Source organism: Burkholderia contaminans (assembly GCF_029633825.1).
GTDB classification, from domain to species: domain Bacteria; phylum Pseudomonadota; class Gammaproteobacteria; order Burkholderiales; family Burkholderiaceae; genus Burkholderia; species Burkholderia contaminans.
The window spans coordinates 408806-427301 of record NZ_CP090641.1 but is presented as its reverse complement, the minus strand read 5'-3'; the positions used below and the strand labels follow the sequence as shown (position 1 = coordinate 427301).

The 18496-nt window shown below is 66.5% G+C and carries 17 protein-coding genes; 5 read left to right on the top strand and 12 right to left on the bottom strand.

Translation table 11 applies throughout. The features are described 5' to 3' along the window. Positions 1–22: 22 nt before the first annotated feature. From LXE91_RS19650 to LXE91_RS19640, 3 genes are all read right to left on the bottom strand, one after another. Positions 23–2197, bottom strand: coding sequence for a hypothetical protein (locus LXE91_RS19650; RefSeq protein WP_039352887.1), 2175 nt, complete (start codon positions 2195–2197; stop codon positions 23–25). 495 nt (positions 2198–2692) lie between these two features. Beyond that, positions 2693–3079, bottom strand: coding sequence for an ester cyclase (locus LXE91_RS19645; RefSeq protein ID WP_039352891.1), 387 nt, complete (start codon positions 3077–3079; stop codon positions 2693–2695). Between the two features lie 46 nt (positions 3080–3125). Further along, a complete protein-coding gene (locus tag LXE91_RS19640; protein WP_039352893.1) occupies positions 3126–4022 on the bottom strand; it encodes a LysR family transcriptional regulator in 897 nt (298 codons plus the stop codon). Between the two features lie 509 nt (positions 4023–4531). Here LXE91_RS19640 and LXE91_RS19635 point away from each other — a divergent pair. The 3 genes from LXE91_RS19635 to LXE91_RS19625 all read left to right on the top strand — a co-directional run bounded on the left by LXE91_RS19635 (position 4532) and on the right by LXE91_RS19625 (position 7481). Further along, positions 4532–5392 (top strand): peptidoglycan DD-metalloendopeptidase family protein, encoded by an 861-nt coding sequence (locus tag LXE91_RS19635; RefSeq protein ID WP_039352896.1) that lies wholly within the window; start codon positions 4532–4534, stop codon positions 5390–5392. A 210-nt stretch (positions 5393–5602) separates the two neighbouring features. Continuing rightward, the gene (bla, locus tag LXE91_RS19630) at positions 5603–6502 is read left to right on the top strand and encodes a class A beta-lactamase (RefSeq protein WP_039352898.1); all 900 of its coding nucleotides are present in this window, start codon (positions 5603–5605) and stop codon (positions 6500–6502) included. A 106-nt stretch (positions 6503–6608) separates the two neighbouring features. Continuing rightward, a complete protein-coding gene (locus LXE91_RS19625; RefSeq protein WP_039352972.1) occupies positions 6609–7481 on the top strand; it encodes a LysR substrate-binding domain-containing protein in 873 nt (290 codons plus the stop codon). 13 nt (positions 7482–7494) lie between these two features. Here LXE91_RS19625 and LXE91_RS19620 read toward each other — a convergent pair whose 3' ends face one another. The 9 genes from LXE91_RS19620 to sapR form a co-directional block, all read right to left on the bottom strand. Continuing rightward, on the bottom strand, positions 7495–7830 hold the full coding sequence (locus LXE91_RS19620; protein ID WP_039352899.1) for a type 1 fimbrial protein: 336 nt from the start codon (positions 7828–7830) through the stop codon (positions 7495–7497). Between the two features lie 378 nt (positions 7831–8208). Then, a complete protein-coding gene (locus LXE91_RS19615; protein WP_039352901.1) occupies positions 8209–8463 on the bottom strand; it encodes a GlsB/YeaQ/YmgE family stress response membrane protein in 255 nt (84 codons plus the stop codon). Between the two features lie 128 nt (positions 8464–8591). Next, positions 8592–9368 carry an ABC transporter ATP-binding protein gene (locus tag LXE91_RS19610; RefSeq protein ID WP_039352903.1) on the bottom strand — a complete coding sequence of 259 codons (777 nt, stop codon included), beginning with the start codon at positions 9366–9368 and terminating at the stop codon, positions 8592–8594. Continuing rightward, a complete protein-coding gene (locus tag LXE91_RS19605; RefSeq protein ID WP_371295955.1) occupies positions 9365–10291 on the bottom strand; it encodes an ABC transporter ATP-binding protein in 927 nt (308 codons plus the stop codon). Before LXE91_RS19605 ends, LXE91_RS19610 begins: the two co-directional genes overlap by 4 nt. Beyond that, positions 10281–11195 carry a nickel transporter permease gene (nikC, locus tag LXE91_RS19600; protein ID WP_039352908.1) on the bottom strand — a complete coding sequence of 305 codons (915 nt, stop codon included), beginning with the start codon at positions 11193–11195 and terminating at the stop codon, positions 10281–10283. The genes LXE91_RS19605 and nikC overlap by 11 nt, the downstream gene beginning before the upstream one ends. Positions 11196–11262: 67 nt before the next feature. Beyond that, positions 11263–12333 (bottom strand): ABC transporter permease, encoded by a 1071-nt coding sequence (locus LXE91_RS19595; protein ID WP_039352911.1) that lies wholly within the window; start codon positions 12331–12333, stop codon positions 11263–11265. Between the two features lie 10 nt (positions 12334–12343). After that, on the bottom strand, positions 12344–13945 hold the full coding sequence (locus LXE91_RS19590; RefSeq protein WP_039352914.1) for an ABC transporter substrate-binding protein: 1602 nt from the start codon (positions 13943–13945) through the stop codon (positions 12344–12346). Between the two features lie 46 nt (positions 13946–13991). Next, positions 13992–14555: a D-alanyl-D-alanine dipeptidase gene (gene ddpX, locus LXE91_RS19585; protein ID WP_039352975.1), complete on the bottom strand. Its 564-nt coding sequence runs from the start codon at positions 14553–14555 to the stop codon at positions 13992–13994. Positions 14556–14579: 24 nt separating this feature from the next. Beyond that, positions 14580–15461: a sap1 transcriptional regulator SapR gene (gene sapR / locus LXE91_RS19580; RefSeq protein WP_039352917.1), complete on the bottom strand. Its 882-nt coding sequence runs from the start codon at positions 15459–15461 to the stop codon at positions 14580–14582. Between the two features lie 385 nt (positions 15462–15846). On the opposite strand from sapR, the gene LXE91_RS19575 reads away from it, so the two are divergent. Both LXE91_RS19575 and LXE91_RS19570 read left to right on the top strand, forming a co-directional pair. Continuing rightward, the gene (locus LXE91_RS19575; protein ID WP_039352919.1) at positions 15847–17103 is read left to right on the top strand and encodes an oxalate decarboxylase family bicupin; all 1257 of its coding nucleotides are present in this window, start codon (positions 15847–15849) and stop codon (positions 17101–17103) included. Between the two features lie 83 nt (positions 17104–17186). Beyond that, positions 17187–18494 carry an Nramp family divalent metal transporter gene (locus LXE91_RS19570; RefSeq protein ID WP_039352922.1) on the top strand — a complete coding sequence of 436 codons (1308 nt, stop codon included), beginning with the start codon at positions 17187–17189 and terminating at the stop codon, positions 18492–18494. Positions 18495–18496: the final 2 nt, after the last annotated feature.

The following is an 18496-nucleotide window of genomic DNA, read 5'->3' as shown; positions in this document are numbered from 1 at the left end:
CACCGGGCGTGGGCGACATCGCTCAGGCCGGATCGGCGTACTTCAGCGTCCAACCGAACGTGCGGGTCGCGCCCGCGCCGAGTGCAAACGGCTTCGTCGTACAGGCGAAGTTCGAATGCAACTGGCCGATCGGCGTCGTCGACAGCGGATTCGTCGTGCCGTTCGCCGTGTCGAAGGCCGACAGCACGCAGGTGTCGAACCCGGACGCCGCATAGCCGGTCGCGGCGCTGTTCGCGTAGGTTACCGACACGCCGTCGCCGTTCGCCTGCGTCGACGCGAAATCCGCGAACGACGTGAAGTCGGTCTCGACCGACAGGTTGCCGGTGAGCGAGCCCGTGCTCAGCGTATCGCTGCGGGCGACCGAGCCGTGCGCGAACGTCAGCACCGTATGCACCTGCAGGTCGAGATCCGTCGTGTACGCCGCATTCTTCGAGGCGAGCCGGAACTTCGCGGTATCGAACGACACGACCACCTGCCCGTTGCTTTGCTGGACGTTCAGGTTCTTGTAGTACGTGACGGGAATGTAGGTCTTCCCGTTGTACGACACCTGCGGCACCAGCAGCGCGTAGCCGAGATCGGTCGTGCCGTAGATCAGCTTGTCGGAGAACGGCACCGGGTAGTACGGCGTGTACGAGTTGTAGTCGGGCGCCTGGCTGAGGTTCAGGTTGATCACGCGCCGGCCGTCGCGCACGGTGACGAGCGCGGCGCTGTACGGATGCGCGGTGTCGCCCGGCTGGTTGTACCAGGTGAGCGTGTAGTGCGGCAGCGCGTCGAGCCACGCGTTGTAGTCCGTATCGGCCATCGGCGCCTTGCCGCCGAAGCCGAGCTTGTTCCACCACGCGTTCACGTACAGGTACTGATGCAGCAGGCTGAAGTTCTCGCCCATCACGCGCGGCTTGCCGCGATACGCGTCCGTGCCGCGGCCCTTGACCCACATGTTCACCGACGGCGTCGGCAGCGACGGGTCGTACCAGTACGTGTCGAAACGCTGCGCGGCCTGGTAGATGAACCTGTATGCAACCTGCTTCTCCTGGTCGGTCAGCACGCCGGCATTGGCCGCGGCCGTCAGCACTTCCATGAACGCCGAATCGCCGTACGGGCCGATCGAGCGGCCGTAGTTGAATCCCTGGCCGTTCGCGTTCAGCTGCGGCAGGATCAGGTCGACCGACTTGCGCAGATAGCCCTTCAGCTCCGGCGTGAGGTTCGCCTCGTTGCCCATCTCGAACGTGCGCTCGGTCACTTCACCGATCAGCAGCGTGCTGTAGCGGTCGAAGCGCGCCTGGTCGTAGTAGGTCGTATGCGTGTTCGACGCTTCGTCAGAGAACCCGCCCGACGAGTCGTTGCGGATATGGTTCGTGAGCGTGTACAGCAGCGCGTCGCGCGCGCCCATCGTCGCGACCGACGGATCGGTCTTCGATGCAAACGACGGGCTGCTCCAGCCGAGCTTCTGGCGCAGCCCGGCAATTCCGTAGGACACCGCATAGTAGTTCTGCGCGGTGTTGAGCGACGCGATGTCGATCGGCGTGCCGGTGGCGGGGCACGTATCGGTCTTGCCACTCGCATCGGGGCCGAACATGTCGCAGAAGGTGAGCCGCCGCTGCAGCGTCGCGAGCATCGTGTCGCTGAAGACTTCGTTGAGCATCCCGTGCGCCTTCAGGTTGTTCAGCGTGACGAGGTAGTAGTACTCGCCCCAGGACGTATTCGCATACGTGTAGTTGCTGCCCGACTGCGCCATCATCGCGGTCGTGATCGTCTGGTACGTCGCGAGGTAGCTGGCGTATTGCGGATCGTTCTTCGACTTCATGTCGATCAGGATGTACGACAGGCCGAGCGCGAGCTTGCCCGGCAGGAATTTGTCGCCGGTGTTCGTGTCGAGCACGTGGACCGGCGTGCCGTCGCCGAGATCCATCACGACCTGCGTGAAGTCGGGCGATTTCCGGATCAGGTCGAACAACGCGCGCATCTGGCCCATCATCGTGACCGGAATGTTCGTGCCGGCCGGCACGCTGGTGTCGGGCGCGCCATAGACGAGCGCCTGCAGCGAGTTCGATGCGAGCGTCGATGCCGAGGACGGGGGCGGCGAAGATGACGAAGACGGCGGCGTGTCGGTCACGTCGTTGCCGCCGCAGGCGCTGACGAACAGGACGGAAAGGGCGCTGAGCGCGGCGCCGAGCGCGAATCTGCTGCGCGGATGCATTGTGTCTCCAATTTTGAATAGTGATGAAGGACGGGCGGGTGTAGCCGTTGCCGCGCTCGATGCCCGTACCCGGCCGCCGTCTGCAACCCTGATCCCTGAAGACGGACGGCCTGAATCACCTGTCGAGCGGGCAAGCGTTCTCCCTGCACGGGCCGTGGCCGGCGTCGCGCGGAGGTGATGGAAAACGTTTTCCAAATTTAGGCATCGAGCGGCGTGATGTCAATGAACTTTCACGTCGGACGGGGCGGGAAAAACCCGGAGGGTGGGAAGACGGGAGTGAAGGGGGGAAACGAAACGTTGCAGAAATTACCGGGATTTCTTCTTGTTGAGACGAAATGAAGCGCAGGATATCGATGCGGATAGGGCGAGCAGAATGCCTATCCGGCGATGCGTGCTCGCCGGGATGTGAGAGAAAACGTTATCCATAAGGATCGAGGTGAACCCGGCGGACATCGGGGCATGGCGGCGACCGGCAACCCCGCCGTTCCGGTGAGACTAAAGCTGTGCCTCGATCGCGGCCTTGTCGATCACCGACCAGACCTGGCGGATCTTGCCGTCATGAAATTCGTAGAACACGTTCTCGCAGAACGTGACCTTCCGGCCGTCGACGGCGAGCCCCATGAACGTCCCGCTCGGCGAGCAGGCGAAGCGAAGGCGGCATGCGATGCGCGGCGGCTCGCACACGAGCAGCCGGATGTCGAAACGGAGATCGGGAATGTCGCGGAAGTCCTGTTCCAGCATCGCGCGGTAACCGGGCAGGCCGAGCGGCCGGTCGTTGTGGATCACGTCGTCGGCGACATATTCGCCGAGCGCTGGCCAGTCCTGCCGGTTCAGGCAGTCGATGTACGCGCGGTAGCGGGTTGCAAGATCGGTGTCGGTCATGGCCGTGCCTCCGTGTGTCGACGCGATGAGCCGGATGCGGCGCGCATCACTGCTGCGCAGTTTCGCCCGACAGGAACGTGACGAACTCCCGCGTGTATTTCGGCAGCGCATCGAACGACCGCGCGCACAGCTTCAGCCGACGGTGGCTCCACGCATCGGACAGCTCGACGAGCCGCACGTCCATCGTCTGCATCGCGCGCTCGGCCGCATGGCGCGACACGATGCCGATGCCCACGCCGCTCGCGATCACGCGGCAGATCGCATCGAAGCTCTTCAGTTGCACGCGATAGCGGATCCGCTTGCCGAGCGCGCGTGCCTGGTCGGCGAGATGCACCTGCAGCGCGCTGCCGTCGGTGAGGCCGATGAAGTCGGCATCGGCGATCGAGTCGAACGCGACCTTCTCCTGCGATGCGAGCGGATGCGCGGCCGGCACGACGACGATCAGCCAGTCCTCGCGGAACGGCTTCTGTTCGAGCCCGCCGAGCCCGACCGAATCGGCGACGATGCCGACCTCGGCCGTCTTGTTGCGGATCGCATGCACGATCTCCTGGCTCGAGCGCTCCTCGACGCTGATCGACAGCTTCGGGTGATGCGGCAGGTAGTCGGCCAGCGCGTCGGGCAGGTATTCGCTCAGCGACGCCGTGTTGCACAGCAGCCGGATATGCCCGCGCAGCCCCTGGCCGTATTGCTGCAGTTCGCCGCGCATGTGGTCGATCTGCTGCAGCACCGTGCGCGCGTGGTGTTCGAGCGCGCGGCCCGCATCGGTGGCCTGCGCGCCCGATTTGGTCCGGTGCAGCAGCGGCACGCCGAGCTCGTCCTCCATGCCGCGGATGCGCTCGCTCGCGGCCTGCAGCGTGATGTGGGTGCGCTCGGCGCCGCTCGTGATCGTGCCGGCCTCGCAGATGTTCAGGAAGAGCCGCAGGTCGGTCAGGTCGAAGCGCATGATGGGGGACGATCGTATTGGAATGGTCGATAAGTTAGCAGGGAACCGCGGCCGGGGTCTCAGGCGCAGCTTGAGGCCCGATTCGCCGGTTCCGCATTTTCGGGGCGCGATCGATCGCGGATCATGGCCGCACATCAACCGGGGAGCCTGTCATGCAGATCGATCCGTCGTGGGGCGTGTCGTTCAAGATCGCGTTGCACGTGCTGTTCCTGTGCATCGGCATCGCGTGGGCGTGCGCCGAACTCGTCGCGTGGTTGCGTTGAACGTCGCGGCGATCGCCGCTTCGTGCCTATTGAAACAAATCCGTCATAGTTCCTCGAGACGAAAATTCTTCCGCTTTCCTGCAAAAAGACCATCAAGTTTTCCTGAATCGGACCGTATTACCGGTAGCGAATGCCGGCCGGCATCCGGTTCGTGATCGTTTGTCATCATTGTTTGCATCCGGTTACACGTCGGCCGTTCCGTTTTTGAGATGCTTGAAAGATTGTCAAACCGGAGTCGGATCGTCCATGAAAACGCGCGAGATTCACCGCAACGCGGCGTGGCTGCCAGGCTTGGTCGCCGTGCTCGTCATGGCCGGTTGTGCAAGCACGCAGTCCGTTCCGCCGAGCGACACGCTGGCGGGGCAGTCGTCATCGTCGAGCCAGCCCGCCGCTGCGCCGTCGGCCGCCACGCCGCCGCCGGCGCCGATTTTCGTCGCGCAGAAGTACGTCGTGAAACGCGGCGACACGCTGACGGGCATCGCGTCCGCAAACGGCTGCAGCGTGGCCGACCTGCGCACCTGGAACAGGCTGGGCGCGAACGGCAGGCTGCGCATGGGGCAGGTGCTGCGCATCGTCAAGCAGCAGCCGTTGCCGGCGCCGGGCGCGGCCGGCACGCAGGTGGCTGCATCGTCGGCGTCGGGCAATGGTGCAGGGAGCAACCCGGCAGCCACGCAGGCCACTGCGTCGAATGCGAGCGACCGTCAGGTCGTCAAGGAAACGAAGCGGCATGCGGGCGGCGTCACGCTCAAGTGGCCCGCGAGCGGCAAGATCGTCGACGGCTTCCGGCCGGGGCAGAACCGCGGCATCCAGATTGCCGGCCGGCCGGGCGACCCGGTCCGCGCCGCGGCCGACGGCCGCGTGATGTACGCGGGCACCGGCCTGAACGATTACGGCAGCCTGATCATCGTCCAGCACAACGCGGATTTCCTGACCGCCTATGCGCACAACCGCAAGCTGCTCGTGAAGACGGGCGACATCGTGCGCCAGGGCGACGAGATCGCCGAGATGGGCGACCTCGACAACTCGCGTGTCGCGCTGCTGTTCGAAGTGCGACGCGACGGCAAGCCGGTCAATCCGATGCCGTATCTGCCTTCGTCGCAAGGGTGAAGCAGGGCCGTTTCGCTGGAACGTCGCGGCGGTCGCTGCTACGCTAGGGCCTGTTCATGCGAGTCCCGCGCTTCGCGGGGCCGACGGTCGTCTTTCGGGGATGCGCGGCGTATGCCGTCGCGAGCCGGCCGCCGGCGTGAACGGGCACGCTTCTCCAACGCGTGCCCGAACTGCTTCGTGCCACCGATTCCGACAGAACTCACGACATTCATGGAACATTCTCCGACCCGCCGCTCGCTGTTGCTTGCCGCCGTTGCCGCGCCGTTCGTCGCCGCGTGCACGTCCGCGCCGGTCGCCGACCAGGGGCACGCCCATACCGCCCAGGCTGAATTGACCGCGCTCGAGAAGGCCTCGAATGGCCGGCTCGGCGTCGCCGCGCTCGATACGTCGAACGGCGTGCGCATCGCTCACCATGCGCGCGAGCGCTTTCCGCTGTGCGGCACGTATGCGGTCGCCGCGGCAGCAGCGATGCTCGCGCGCGGCTCGCTCGACGCATCGCTGCTGCCGCGCCGCATCCTGTACCGCCGCTACGAAATCGTTGCGGGCTCACCGATCACGGAAAGCCACGTCGACACGGGCATGACGATCGAGCAGCTTTGCGTGGCGATGCTGCAGTCGGGCGACAAGGGCGCCGGCAACCTGCTGATGGGTGTGCTCGGCGGCCCACAGGCCGTCACGGCGTTCGCCCGCGCGAGCGGTGACATGTCGTTCCGCCTCGATCACTGGGAACCCGAACTGAACAACGCGGCGCCCGGCGACGAACGCGATACGTCGACGCCGGTCGAGATGGTCGACACGTTGCAGCGGCTGCTGCTCGGCAACACGCTGCAGGAGCCGCAGCGCACGCAACTGATGGAATGGATGGTCGGCGGCGCGCGCGGCGCGACCGGTATCGCGGCGGGCGTGCCGCCCGGGTGGCGCATCGCGGACAAGGCCGGCACGGGCGGCTACGGCACGACGACCGACGTCGCGGTGCTGTGGCCGCCGTCGCGTGCGCCGATCGTGATGGCCGTGTCGTTCACGCAGCCGCAGGCCGCCGCGGCGGCCCGCGCGGACGTCGTTGCGTCGGCGGCGCGCATCGTGGCGGCCGCGCTCACCGCGACGGCCTGAGCGTCCCGCGCCTCGCGCAAAGCCGGCGTTTGGCTTATCGTGTCGGACAGTGCGCGCCGGGGTCGGCGCGCGGTCCTTCCGCGCCGTTTTTCCGTTTGCCTTCTTCATGCGCCGACTTCCGCCCCTGCATGCGCTGCAGATCTTCTCGACGGTGGCTCGCCACCGCAGCTTCACGCGTGCGGCCGAGCAGCTGTGCATCACGCAGGGCGCGGTGAGCCGGCAGATCCAGACGCTCGAGGCGCATTACGGTTTTCCGTTGTTCAAGCGGCATGCGAAGGGTCTCACGCTGACGGCGGAGGGCGAGCAGTTGCTGCCGGTGGTCAACGAGAGCTTCGCGCGGATCGAGGACATTTCGATGAGGCTCACGCGGCAGCGCACCGACCTCGCGCTGAAGGTGCCGACCTGCGTGATGCGCTGGATGCTGCCGCGCATCATGCGCTTCCAGGGCGAGCATCCCGATCTGCATGTGCAGATCACCACCGCGTGGCAGCACGTCGTCGATTTCTCGACCGAGCCGTTCGATGCGGCTGTCGTCTACGGCACGTCGCCGGGCGCCGGCGTGTTTGCGCTGCCGCTGTTCGACGAGCGGCTGACACCCGTCTGCGCGCCCGAATTGCGGCAGACGTCACCGCTCGATACGACCGGCGATCTTGCCCGCCATACGCTGCTGCATCCGACGCGTGACCATCGCGACTGGCGCGCGTGGCTCGAGCACGCGGGCGAGCGCAGCGTCGATCCTGCGCGCGGGCCGACGTTCGACACGCTTGATCTCGCGACGAACGCGGCGATGCAGGGCTTCGGCGTTGCGATCGGCGACGTGACGCTCGTCGACGACGACGTCAGCGCGCGCCGGCTCGAACGGCCATTCGATATCGTGCTCGAGACGGGCGCGCGTTACTTCTTCGTCTATCCCGAGAACATCGGCAACCAGCAGAAAATCCGTGCGTTCAGCGACTGGATCGCGCGCCATCGCGATTGACCGGCGGACGGCTTCACTGGTACGTCACGACGGCGATCATCGGCGCCTGGCTGTTGCCCGGACGGTTCGGTAAAACGATTGCGCGCGAGGCCTGAGTAAAGGTCGTGGTCTTGATGGCCTGCTGGCTCGCTGCGTCTACGAATGCGATCTGGCCGGTTGCCGGGCGCGGACAGTCAGGGCGGACCTGACGCCGGGCGAGATCGGCCGTATCGACCGCGAACGAGCAGGGCGGCTCGACGATCATGCCGGAGAAGTAGATGACGCCGGACGCGCCGGCGGCAAAGGACGAGGAAGTGGCCAGAAGCGAGGCAGCCAGGACGAACGAGGCAGCGATAGGGCGGTGCTTCATGACAGGCTCCAGAGAGGAAGCGCGTCGCAGGGGGCCGCTCGGGTGGCAGTCCGTCAACGCTGCGATGCTGTATGCGTAAACGGCAAAATCATCGAAACTCTTGAGTGGAAAATTACAAATTTGGGATACGAGCAAACGATTTCGTATTGCTGAATTCAATCTATGCCGGATTTGCGAGATATCAAATCAGGGTAATGCCGGTGGTGTACGCTCGACAGGAAAGCGGGGCGCCCGATGCCGGCCGCCACGGCAGGTCGTTGTGAAGGCAACGAGTTTACGGATCGTGGAAATGATGCGCAGGTGAATATCGACGCTCCAATGCAAAACGGCCGCTCGTTTCCGAGCGGCCGTTTTGCGTTGGAGCCGAAGGTGTGCCGTTCAGGCCGCGCGCTTGCGTACCGCGCCGACGACCACGAGCAGCACGATCGCGCCGATGATCGACGCGATCCAGCCCGCGCCCTGGCCCGGTGCGTACCAGCCGGCGGCGCGGCCGACGTAGCCGGCGACCAGCGAGCCGACGATGCCGAGCACGGTGGTCATCACGATGCCCATCTTGTCGTCGCCGGGCTTGAGCGCGCGGGCGAGGAGGCCGACGATGAGCCCGACGACCAGGGTTTCGATGAATTGCAGCATGAACGCCTCCCTATTGCGGTTGAGCTGTTGAAGAATCGAAGTTGACCCGTGCGGCGCACCGGGGTTCCATGCGCGGCACGGCAGCGCGTGGCGTGCCGAGTATCGCATGCCGCCACGGCGCGCAGATGTCAGGTCGCCGGCGCGCCCGCCACCGGGTCGAGACGGCGGTAGCCCTCGGTCGCGCGCAGCAGCGTGCGCGTGTAGTCGCGCGCCACCTGCCCGGCGCGCACGTTCTCGATCCGGAGCTGCTCGACGATTTCGCCATGCTGCATCACCGCGACGCGCTGGCACAGGAAGCCGATCACCGCGAGGTTGTGGCTGACGAGGATCATCGTCAGGTTGCGTTCGCGATGCAGGCGGCGCAGCAGGTTCAGGATCTCGGCCTGCACCGACACGTCGAGCGCGGACGTCGGCTCGTCGAGCAGCAGCACGCGCGGCTCGACGATCAGCGCACGCGCAATCGCGACACGCTGCCGCTGGCCGCCCGACAGCTGGTGCGGGTAGCGGAAGCGGAACGCCGGGCCGAGCCCGACCTCGGACAGCGCGCGGGCGATGCGCGCATCGGCATCATCGATCCCGTGGATCGACAGCGGCTCGCGCAGCGTCTGGTCGACCGTGAAGCGCGGATGCAGCGATGCGTACGGATCCTGGAACACCATCTGCACGTGGCGGCGGAAGGCACGATCGGGCGTGCCGCCCACCGGCCGGCCGTCGATCGACAGGCTGCCGGACGCGAGCGGCACGAGGCCCGTCAGCGCGCGCAGCAGCGTCGACTTGCCGGACCCCGATTCACCGACGAGCCCGAACACCTCGCCGTCGCGCACGGCGAAGCTCGCGTCGCGCACGGCGTCGACGTGACCCGTGCGGGTCGGGAAACGGATCGATGCGTGATCGACGTCGATCATCTTGCTGCCTCCTGTCGATCGGCCGGCGTGCCGGCATGCGACGCGGGTTCGAGCCACGCCGGATCGCGCCGCAGCACGGGCAGTTCGTCCGGCGGGTTCGCGAGCGGCGGGTTCGCTGCGAGCAGCCCGCGCGTATAGGGATGGGAAGCGTCGCGCAGGTCGCGCGCGGCGCAGGTTTCGACCACGCGGCCCGCATACATCACCGCGACGCGATCGCAGAACGACATCACGAGCGGCAGGTCGTGGCTGATGAACATCAGGCCCGTGCCATGCCGCGCGATCATCGCGTCGAGCACCGCGAGCACCTGCATCGACACGGCGACGTCGAGCGCGGAAGTCGGTTCGTCGGCGATCAGCAGGCGCGGGCCGGTCGACACCATCATCGCGATCATCACGCGCTGGCCCATGCCGCCCGACAGCTCGTGCGGATACGCATCGGCGACGCGTGCGGGATCGCGTATCTGCACGGCCGCGAGCGCGTCGACGATCCGTTCGCGCAGCGCGCGGCCGCGCAGGCCCGGCTCGTGCAGCCGGAATGCCTCGCCCATCTGCTTCGCGACCGTCATCACCGGGTTCAGCGAATATTTCGGGTCCTGCAGGATCATGCCCATCTGGCTGCCGCACAGCCGCCGGCGTTCGCCCGGCGGCATCGCGAGCAGGTCGTGGCCCGCGAAGCGCATCGTGCGGGCCGACCAGCGCGCGGCGTCGGGCAGCAGGCCGAGCAGCGCGCGGCCCGTCAGCGATTTGCCGGAGCCCGATTCGCCGACGATGCCGAGCCGTTCGCCGGGGGCGAGCGTCAGCGACAGGTCGCGCACGGCGTCGGTGACGGTGCCGTCATGGCCGCGAAAGCCGATCTTCAGGCCGTCGATCTCGCAGAGCGGCGCGGACGAGGGGGCGGGATGCATCGGCATGTCACGCTCCATGGCGGGGATCGAAGACGTCGCGCAGCCCGTCGCCGAGAAGGTTGAACGCGAGACTCACGAGCAGGATCGCGCAGCCGGGCAGCGTCGCGACCCACCACGCGTCGAGCAGCACGTTGCGACCCGACGCGACCATGAAGCCCCATTCGGGGCTCGGCGGCTGCGCGCCGAGGCCGAGGAAGCCGAGGCCCGCGACGGTCAGGATGATGCCGGCCATGTCGAGTGTCGCGCGCACGATCACCGACGACATGCACAGCGGCACGATGTAACGCAGCAGGATGCGCGGGCCCGATGCGCCCTGCAGGCGCGCGGCGTGGATGAAGTCGGCCTGCGCGATGCGGATCGTCTCCGCGCGCGCGAGCCGCGCATAGGCGGGCCACGCGGTGATCGAGATCGCGACGACCGCGTTGATCACGCCCGGCCCGAGGGCGGCGGCGAACGCGAGTGCGAGCACGATCTTCGGGAACGCGAGCGCGATGTCGGTGATGCGCATCAGCACGCTGTCGACGAAGCCGCCGCAGTAGCCGGCCGTCGTGCCGATCAGGAGGCCGATCGGCACGACGATCACGACGACGAGGATGGCGATGCCGAGCGTGAGGCGCGAACCGGCGATCAACCGCGAAAGGATGTCGCGGCCGAGCTGGTCGGTGCCGAGCCAGTGCGACGGCGAGCCGGGTGGCAGCAGCCGGTCGGACAGCACCTGGCGCAGCGGATCGTGCGGCATGATCAGCGGGCCGACGATCGCGACGACGATCAGTGTGACCAGGATCGCGAGCCCGAACAGGTTGAGTGGGTTGGTGGCGAAACGACGCCAGCGTCGGTACGCGAGGCCGAGTGCGGCCTGCGAGCGCGATGCGGGCGCGTCGGACAGCAGCCACGCGCGCAGCGTGAGGCGCTCGGCGTTCATGATCGGAGGACCTTCGGCATGGGCGATGAAAGAAGCGGAGTGGAAGCGGTCATGTCGAGTCGGCGCCTCAGCGCGCACGCGGATCGAACACGCGGTACAGCGCGTCGGTCAGCAGGTTGACGGTGATGAACATCGCGCCGATCACGAGCGTCGCGCCGAGCACCGCGTTCATGTCGGCGTTCAGCAGCGCGCCGGTCAGGTACGAACCGAGCCCGGGCCACGCGAACACGATCTCGGTCAGCACCGAGCCTTCGAGCAGGTTGCTGTACGTGAGCGCGATCACGGTGAGCAGCGGCACCATGATGTTGCCGAACGCATGCCGCCAGATCACGCGGCGCTCAGACAAGCCCTTCGCGCGCGCGGTGACGATGTATTCCTGGCTCAGCTGGTCGAGCATGAACGAGCGCGTCATCCGGCTCAGGTACGCGACCGAGTAGTAGCCGAGGATCGCGGCCGGCAGCGCGATGTGCGACACCGCGTTGCGGAACACGTCCCACTCGCCCGCGAGTGCCGCGTCGATCAGCAGGCTGCCCGTGCGCGGGTCGACCATCCCGTCGTACACGGGATCGAGCCGGCCGGGCCCACCGACCCAGTGCAGCCGCGCGTAGAACAGCAGCAGCCCCATCAGGCCGAGCCAGAACACCGGCACTGAATTGCCGATCAGCCCGACGAAGCGCGCGACGTGGTCGATCGGCCGGTTGTGCTTCACGGCCGCCGCGACGCCGAGCGGCACGCCGATCGCGATGCCGATCAGCGTCGCGATCGTCGCCAGTTCGAGCGTGGCCGGGAACACGCGCTTGATGTCGTCGAGCACGGGGTTCGCGGTCAGCAGCGACATGCCGAGATTGCCGTGCAGCACGTCGCGCGCATAGATCAGGAATTGCGTGACGAGCGGCTTGTCGAGGCCGAGCGCGATGCGTTCGGCCGCGTACGCCTCGGCCGACGCGCGATCGCCGAGGATCGCGAGCACGGGATCGATCGGCACCTTGCGGCCGATCACGAACGTCAGCGCGAGCAGCCCCGCGAACGTGACGGCGAGCGTGAGCGCCCAGCGCAGCACGCGCAAGGCCCAGCGCACGGCCGGGCGCCGCGCGGGCAGCGTGCGCAGTGCTTCGAGGGAGGAGGCGGGAGTCGACATGCGGCGAATCTTATTGCTTCTTCAGGTTGCGGTACGACACGAGATCGTTGATCGGCCCGACTTCGAGCCCGCTCACGCCGGGCCGCGTCGCGACCTGCGCGACTTTCTCGAACATGATCACGAACGGCGAGCGCGCGAGCATGTCCTTCTGCATCGCCTGGTACCGTTGCGCGCGTTTCGCGGCGGTCGGTTCGGCGAGCGCCGTGTCGGTTTCCTTCGTCAGTTGCGGGATGTCCCAGCTGTTGCGCCAGGCCAGCATTTTATAGCTCGACTTGTCGGAATTGTCCGGATTCCACGCAAAACCCTGCGCGTTGCTGTGCGGATCGATGTAGTCGGCCGACCATTCGCCGATGTAGATGTCGTGCTGGCGCGCGCGGTATTTCGCGAGCGTCTGCTTGTTGTCGCCGGGGATCAGCTGCACCTTGATGCCGGCTTGCGCGAAGTTCGCCTGCACGGCCTGCGCGATTTCGGTGTACGGATAATCGTTGCGCACGTCCATCGTCACCGAAAAGCCGTTCGGCACGCCGGCCTTCGCGAGCAGCGCCTTCGCCTTCGCGACGTCGAGCTTGTACGGGTTCGCGTTCAGCGTGCCGAGGAAGCCTTCGGGCAGGAACGTCTGGTGGACCTTGTAGGTCGTCTTCACCACGTTGCCCTGGATGCCCGCATAGTCGACCAACCACTTCAGCGCTTCCTGCACGTCCGGTTTCGCGAGCGTCGGGTTCTTCGTGTTCAGGCCGAGATACAGCAGCGTCGCCTGCGGCGAGGCCGACACCTTCGCCTTGCCGGATTTCACGACCGACGCCAGATCGTCGGGGCTCAGGTCGCGCGCCGCGTCGACATCGCCGTTTTCCAGCAGCAGGCGCTGGCTCGCGGCTTCGGGCACGTGGCGCAGCACGATGCGCTTCATCGCGAGCGGCAGACGGTAGCCATCGAAGCGCTGCAGCACGACGCTGTCGCCGGCCGTCCATTTCACGAGCTTGTAGCCGCCGGAGCCGGCTTCGTTGGTCTTCAGCCACGCGTTGCCGAAATCGTTGCCCTGCTGGTGCGACAGCAGCAGCTTCTTGTCGACCACCGATGCGGGCCACGAGCCGAGCACGTTCAGCACGAAGGTCGGTGCGTATTTCTGGTCGGTCGTGACCGAAACCGTCAGGTCGTCGAGCTTCTTCACGTTGGCGACGACGTTCGCCTTCGTGAGCCCGATGCCGGTCAGCACGGCGGCCGGGCCCTTGTCGAGCAGCACCGCACGCTGGATCGACCAGGCGACGTCGTCGGCCGTCAGCGGGTTGCCCGAGTGGAACTTGAGGCCGGGGCGCAGCTTGAACGTGTAGGTCAGCCCGTCGGTGCTCACCGTCCACGACTGCGCGACGTCGCCGTTGAATTTCGACGGGTCGCGCAGGTCGACGCGCACGAGCCGGTCATACGTGTTCGCGACGTACTCCTCCGGCACCAGTTCGTAGATCTCGCCCGGGTCCAGCGTCGTGAATTCGTCGAGCAGCGTGGCCATCACGAACATGTCCTTCGGCGTTTCCGCGCGCGCGGCGGAAAGCGGAACGGCGGCGAGAACGGACGCGGCGGCCAGCGCCGCGACGAGCCGGGATGTCAGGAAATTCATGGTCGCTCCATCGGTTGTCGAACGTGAACGGGAAGGGGGACGTGCATCACATCAGGTGCCACGGGCCGCTGTCGGCATTGTCGATCTGCGGCAGCGCGCGTGAGCCCGGCAATTCGTAGTGCCACCATTCGCTGTCGATGTGCGCGAAGCCGGCCGCGTGCATCACGCCGAGCAGCAGCAGGCGATTGCGCTGCACGGCTTGCGGCAGCCCCGCGTGGAAGTGGCCGGAGGCGGCGACCATCTCGTCGAAACCGGTGCCCATGTCGAGCGGTTCGCCGTCCGCGCCGACGAGCGTCAGGTCGAGCGCGGTGCCGCGGCTGTGATTCGAGCCGCGGCCGAGATCGGCGATGAAATTCGGATCGGGCAGGAAATCCCACAGCATCTGCTGCGCCTGCGGCGGCCGGTATGCGTCGTAGATGCGCAGCGTGAAGCCGGCTTGGGCCGCGATGTCCACCGCGCGGCGCAGTGCGGTTTCGGCCGGCGCCAGCAGCAGGCAGTGCGCGTGGCGGTAGATCGGCTTGCCGGTCAGGTTGCGGTCGGTCGCGTAGACGAGATCGATGTCGACGCGATGCGTGGCAGGCGTGATTTCAACGAGGCGGTGAGCGTTCATCGGCGGTTCGGAAGGCACTCGCATTCAGGATTCGAATTGATCGAACGTGTGCTGCAGTTCGCGGTTGCGCGCGATGCGCCGGTCGATTGCCGGGCCGAGACGGTCGACCACGGCCGTGATCAGCAGGTTGAACAGGCAGGTGAGCGGCGCGAGCGAATCCCAGAACTGGCCGACGTCGGTCTTCACCTGCAACAGGTCGGCCGGCCAGTCGCGCGCCCACGGGCACGAGAGATCGGTGACCAGCGCGAACGGCTGCCCGCGCTCGGCGGCCGCCTGGCAATAGCGGCGCGCACTGCGCGAATACGCGCGCGTATCGGTGACGATGCAGTACGGCCGCTCGAATTCCGAGTTCAGCGAATCGACGTACGAGCCCGACTGGCCATCGGAATAGAACACGCGCGGGCGCAGGTACTCGAGGTAGCTGCTGAACGCGTTGCTGATCCCGCGCGTCGACTGGATGCCGAGGATGAACACGGCGTCCGCATGCGCGATCCGGTCGGCCACCTGCGCGAACACGGGGCCTTCGGCGAGCCGGTACACGTGGCGGATCGCATCCAGCTCGCGCTCGAGCGACGACGCGAGCGGGCCTGCACTGTCGTTGCCGCCGGCTCCGGCCGATGGCGTCCCGGAGATGCGACGGTATTCGTCGAGCCGGTCGGTGATCATCCACGGGCGGTCGCCGCCGCCGCGCAGCTCGCGCTTCAGGTCGTCGAGGTTGCGGTAGCCGACGCTGCGCAGGAATCGCCCCACCGAGATGCCGCTGGTGCCGGCCTGCTGCGCGATCTGGTCGGCCGTCTCGAGCCCGAGCCGGTCGAGGTTCGCGAGCATGTAGCTCGCGATGCGCTTGGCGGTCGGCGTCAGCTCGGCATAGCGGGATTCGACGGTACGGGCAAACGCGCAGGTCATCGGCTGTTAGATCGTTGTCGTCTGGTGATGGAATGTCATCCATCTAACAAAGCCAAAATCATTCGCGCCAGCGGATAAAAACTATGGTGTGAGGGTGGGTGATAGGGTCGAAAGGGTGATCGGCGGATGGGAGGGGCAGGCGGGGCAATTATTCCTGTCAGGCATAAACGCAAAATATGCCTGACAGGAATAATTGGCGGGCTGGCAATCATTACAAAATTAAAGCGGATCAGATTTACTCATTAATTCAGGTTAATAATTCATTTAAGTTTTAACGTGAATTGTATTTAACTTGCGTCACGGGATGTTCGATTTTCGATAATCCGAAAAACGGCATGTGTTCCGTAATGGAAATTCGCTCAATCTCAGGAATGAAGAGGAAACCATGACGAATCTTTCTCGACGCAAGATGCTGGCGGGAACGGCCGGCGCCATTGCTGCCGCGGGTATCGCGGTATCGGCCAAGGCTGCCTCGTTCGGCAATCCGGACCGCCCGCCGGAAGGCGCGGTGAATGCGCGCAACCGCCAGAGCCTGACCGACCCGGGGCCCAAAAATCCGGCAATTGCCAATCAATTTCCGTCCTTTCAGGATCCGCCGGCTACCGATATCAACGGGATGCCATTATTCTGGGCGTCATTCAATAATGCGCATAAACGTATTCAAAATGGCGGATGGGCACGTGAAGTCACGCAGGACGATTTTGCGATTTCCGAAACCATATCCGGCGTCAACATGCGCCTCACCCGCGGCGGCATTCGCGAGATGCACTGGCACCAGCAGGCCGAGTGGGCCATCATGCTCGACGGCCGCTGCCGGATCACGGTGCTCGACGAACTCGGCCGGCCGTCGGTGCAGGACGTGAAGACCGGCGATCTCTGGTATTTCCCGCCCGGCCTGCCGCATTCGCTGCAGGGCATCGGCACCGATGGCGCCGAATTCCTGCTCGCGTTCGATAACGGCCGCGCGTCCGAATTCAACACGCTGCTGCTGACCGACTGGATCGCGCACACGCCGCCCGACGTGCTCGCACTGAACTTCGGCGTACCGGCCGACGCGTTCAGGAACATTCCGCTCGACAACCTGTGGATCTTCCAGGGCGACGAACCGGGCCCGCTCGCGGAGGCGCAGCGCGCATCGGTATCGTCGGCCGGGGCGCCGCCGCATCCGTTCATCTTCTCGCTCGGCGACATGAAGCCGGTCAGGAAGACCCGCGGCGGCGAAGTGAGGATCGCGGACAGCACGAACTTCAACGTGTCGACCACGGTCGCGGCGGCGCTCGTCACCGTGCATCCGGGCGGCATGCGCGAGCTGCATTGGCATCCGAACGCGGACGAATGGCAGTACTACCTGCAGGGCGACGCACGGATGACCGTGTTCGACACGGGGCCGAAGGCGCAGACGGCCGACTTCCGTGCGGGCGACGTCGGCTACGTGAAGAAGAGCCTCGGGCACTACGTGCAGAACACCGGCAGCACCGACCTGGTGTTCCTCGAGATCTTCAAGACCGACCGCTATGCGGAAGTGTCGCTGTCCGACTGGCTCGCGCATACGCCGCCGCAGCTCGTCGAAGCACACCTGAACGTCGCGCCGGACGTGATCGCGCAGTTTCCGCGCAACCGTCCCGACGTCGTGCCGCTGTAACGCCGCCGCCATGGCCGGCAGGCGGCATGCCGGCCACGACGCCGAACATCAGGAAGCCTTCCTCATTCGAACGGAACCTCACCATGATTCCCGTCACGAGCAAACCTGCCGGCGGCTTCGCGCTGCCGGACCTGCCCACCGGGCACACCGACGGCGCGGCGCGCGCCGCGCTGGAAGGCCGCCGCACCGGCGTCGCCGCGCTGCTGCCGTTCGTCGGCCCGGCCGTGATCGCGTCGATCGGCTACATGGATCCCGGCAACTTCGCGACCAACATCCAGGCCGGCGCCGCGTACGGCTACCGGCTGCTGTGGGTCGTGCTGGCCGCGAACGCGATCGCGATGCTGTTCCAGGCGATGTCGGCGAAGCTCGGCATCGTGACCGGCCGCAATCTCGCGGAGCTGTGCCGCGACCGCTTTCCCGCGCCGGTCGTGTGGGGCATGTGGGTCGCGTCCGAGATCGCCGCGATGGCGACCGACCTCGCCGAATTCCTCGGCGGCGCGCTCGCATTCGGGCTGTTGTGCCACCTGTCGCTGTTCACGGGGATGATCGCGACGGCGCTCGCGACCGGCGCGATCCTCGCGCTCGAAAAGCGCGGCTTCCGGCCGCTGGAAGCCGCGATCGCGGCGCTGGTCGGCGTGATCGGCGCGTGCTATCTCGGTGAGCTGCTGATCGCGCCGCAAGATTGGCATGCGGCCGCGTTTCACCTGGTCGTCCCGCAGATTCCGGATCATGCGGCGCTGACGATCGCGGTGGGGATCATCGGCGCGACGATCATGCCGCACACGCTGTATCTGCATTCGGGTCTCACGCAGGATCGCAACGCGCCGCGCGACGACGCGGAGCGGCGGCGGCTCGTGCGTTTCTCGAACCGCGAGGTCGTCGTCGCGCTCGGGCTGGCCGGGTTCGTGAATCTCGCGATGGTGATGATGGCGTCGTCGGCGTTTCACGCGAGCGCGCCGGGCATGACCGACATCGGCGACGCGTATCACACGCTGATCCCGGTGCTCGGGCCGGCGGCCGGCGCGCTGTTTCTCGTCGCGCTGCTGACGTCGGGCGTGTCGAGTTCGGTGGTGGGCACGATGGCCGGGCAGGTCGTGATGCAGGGCTTCACCCACCGCCGCATGCCGGTCTGGGTGCGGCGCGCGGTGACGGTCGTGCCCGCATTCGCGGTGGTCGCGCTCGGCTGCGACGTCACGCGCGCGATGGTCGTGAGCCAGGTCGTGCTGAGTTTCGTGCTGCCGCTGCCGATGATCGCGCTGCTGTTGCTGTCGGCGCGCGCGGACGTGATGGGCGCTTATGCGATGCGGATGCCGATGCGGATCGTCGCCGGTGCGGCGACGGTCGTGATCGTCGGGTTGAATGCGTACCTGGTGTGGGCGGCCTTCAATTGAAC

Coding starts and splice junctions, on each gene's coding strand:
- LXE91_RS19625 (WP_039352972.1), top strand. CDS start 6,609: ATGCGCCGACTTCCGCCCCTGCATGCGCTGCAGATCTTCTCGACGGTG.
- LXE91_RS19570 (WP_039352922.1), top strand. CDS start 17,187: ATGATTCCCGTCACGAGCAAACCTGCCGGCGGCTTCGCGCTGCCGGAC.
- ddpX (WP_039352975.1), bottom strand. CDS start 14,555: ATGAACGCTCACCGCCTCGTTGAAATCACGCCTGCCACGCATCGCGTC.
- LXE91_RS19575 (WP_039352919.1), top strand. CDS start 15,847: ATGACGAATCTTTCTCGACGCAAGATGCTGGCGGGAACGGCCGGCGCC.
- LXE91_RS19640 (WP_039352893.1), bottom strand. CDS start 4,022: ATGCGCTTCGACCTGACCGACCTGCGGCTCTTCCTGAACATCTGCGAG.
- LXE91_RS19635 (WP_039352896.1), top strand. CDS start 4,532: ATGAAAACGCGCGAGATTCACCGCAACGCGGCGTGGCTGCCAGGCTTG.
- nikC (WP_039352908.1), bottom strand. CDS start 11,195: ATGAACGCCGAGCGCCTCACGCTGCGCGCGTGGCTGCTGTCCGACGCG.
- LXE91_RS19615 (WP_039352901.1), bottom strand. CDS start 8,463: ATGCTGCAATTCATCGAAACCCTGGTCGTCGGGCTCATCGTCGGCCTC.
- bla (WP_039352898.1), top strand. CDS start 5,603: ATGGAACATTCTCCGACCCGCCGCTCGCTGTTGCTTGCCGCCGTTGCC.
- LXE91_RS19590 (WP_039352914.1), bottom strand. CDS start 13,945: ATGAATTTCCTGACATCCCGGCTCGTCGCGGCGCTGGCCGCCGCGTCC.
- LXE91_RS19620 (WP_039352899.1), bottom strand. CDS start 7,830: ATGAAGCACCGCCCTATCGCTGCCTCGTTCGTCCTGGCTGCCTCGCTT.
- LXE91_RS19650 (WP_039352887.1), bottom strand. CDS start 2,197: ATGCATCCGCGCAGCAGATTCGCGCTCGGCGCCGCGCTCAGCGCCCTT.
- LXE91_RS19605 (WP_371295955.1), bottom strand. CDS start 10,291: ATGGAGCGTGACATGCCGATGCATCCCGCCCCCTCGTCCGCGCCGCTC.
- LXE91_RS19595 (WP_039352911.1), bottom strand. CDS start 12,333: ATGTCGACTCCCGCCTCCTCCCTCGAAGCACTGCGCACGCTGCCCGCG.
- LXE91_RS19645 (WP_039352891.1), bottom strand. CDS start 3,079: ATGACCGACACCGATCTTGCAACCCGCTACCGCGCGTACATCGACTGC.
- LXE91_RS19610 (WP_039352903.1), bottom strand. CDS start 9,368: ATGATCGACGTCGATCACGCATCGATCCGTTTCCCGACCCGCACGGGT.
- sapR (WP_039352917.1), bottom strand. CDS start 15,461: ATGACCTGCGCGTTTGCCCGTACCGTCGAATCCCGCTATGCCGAGCTG.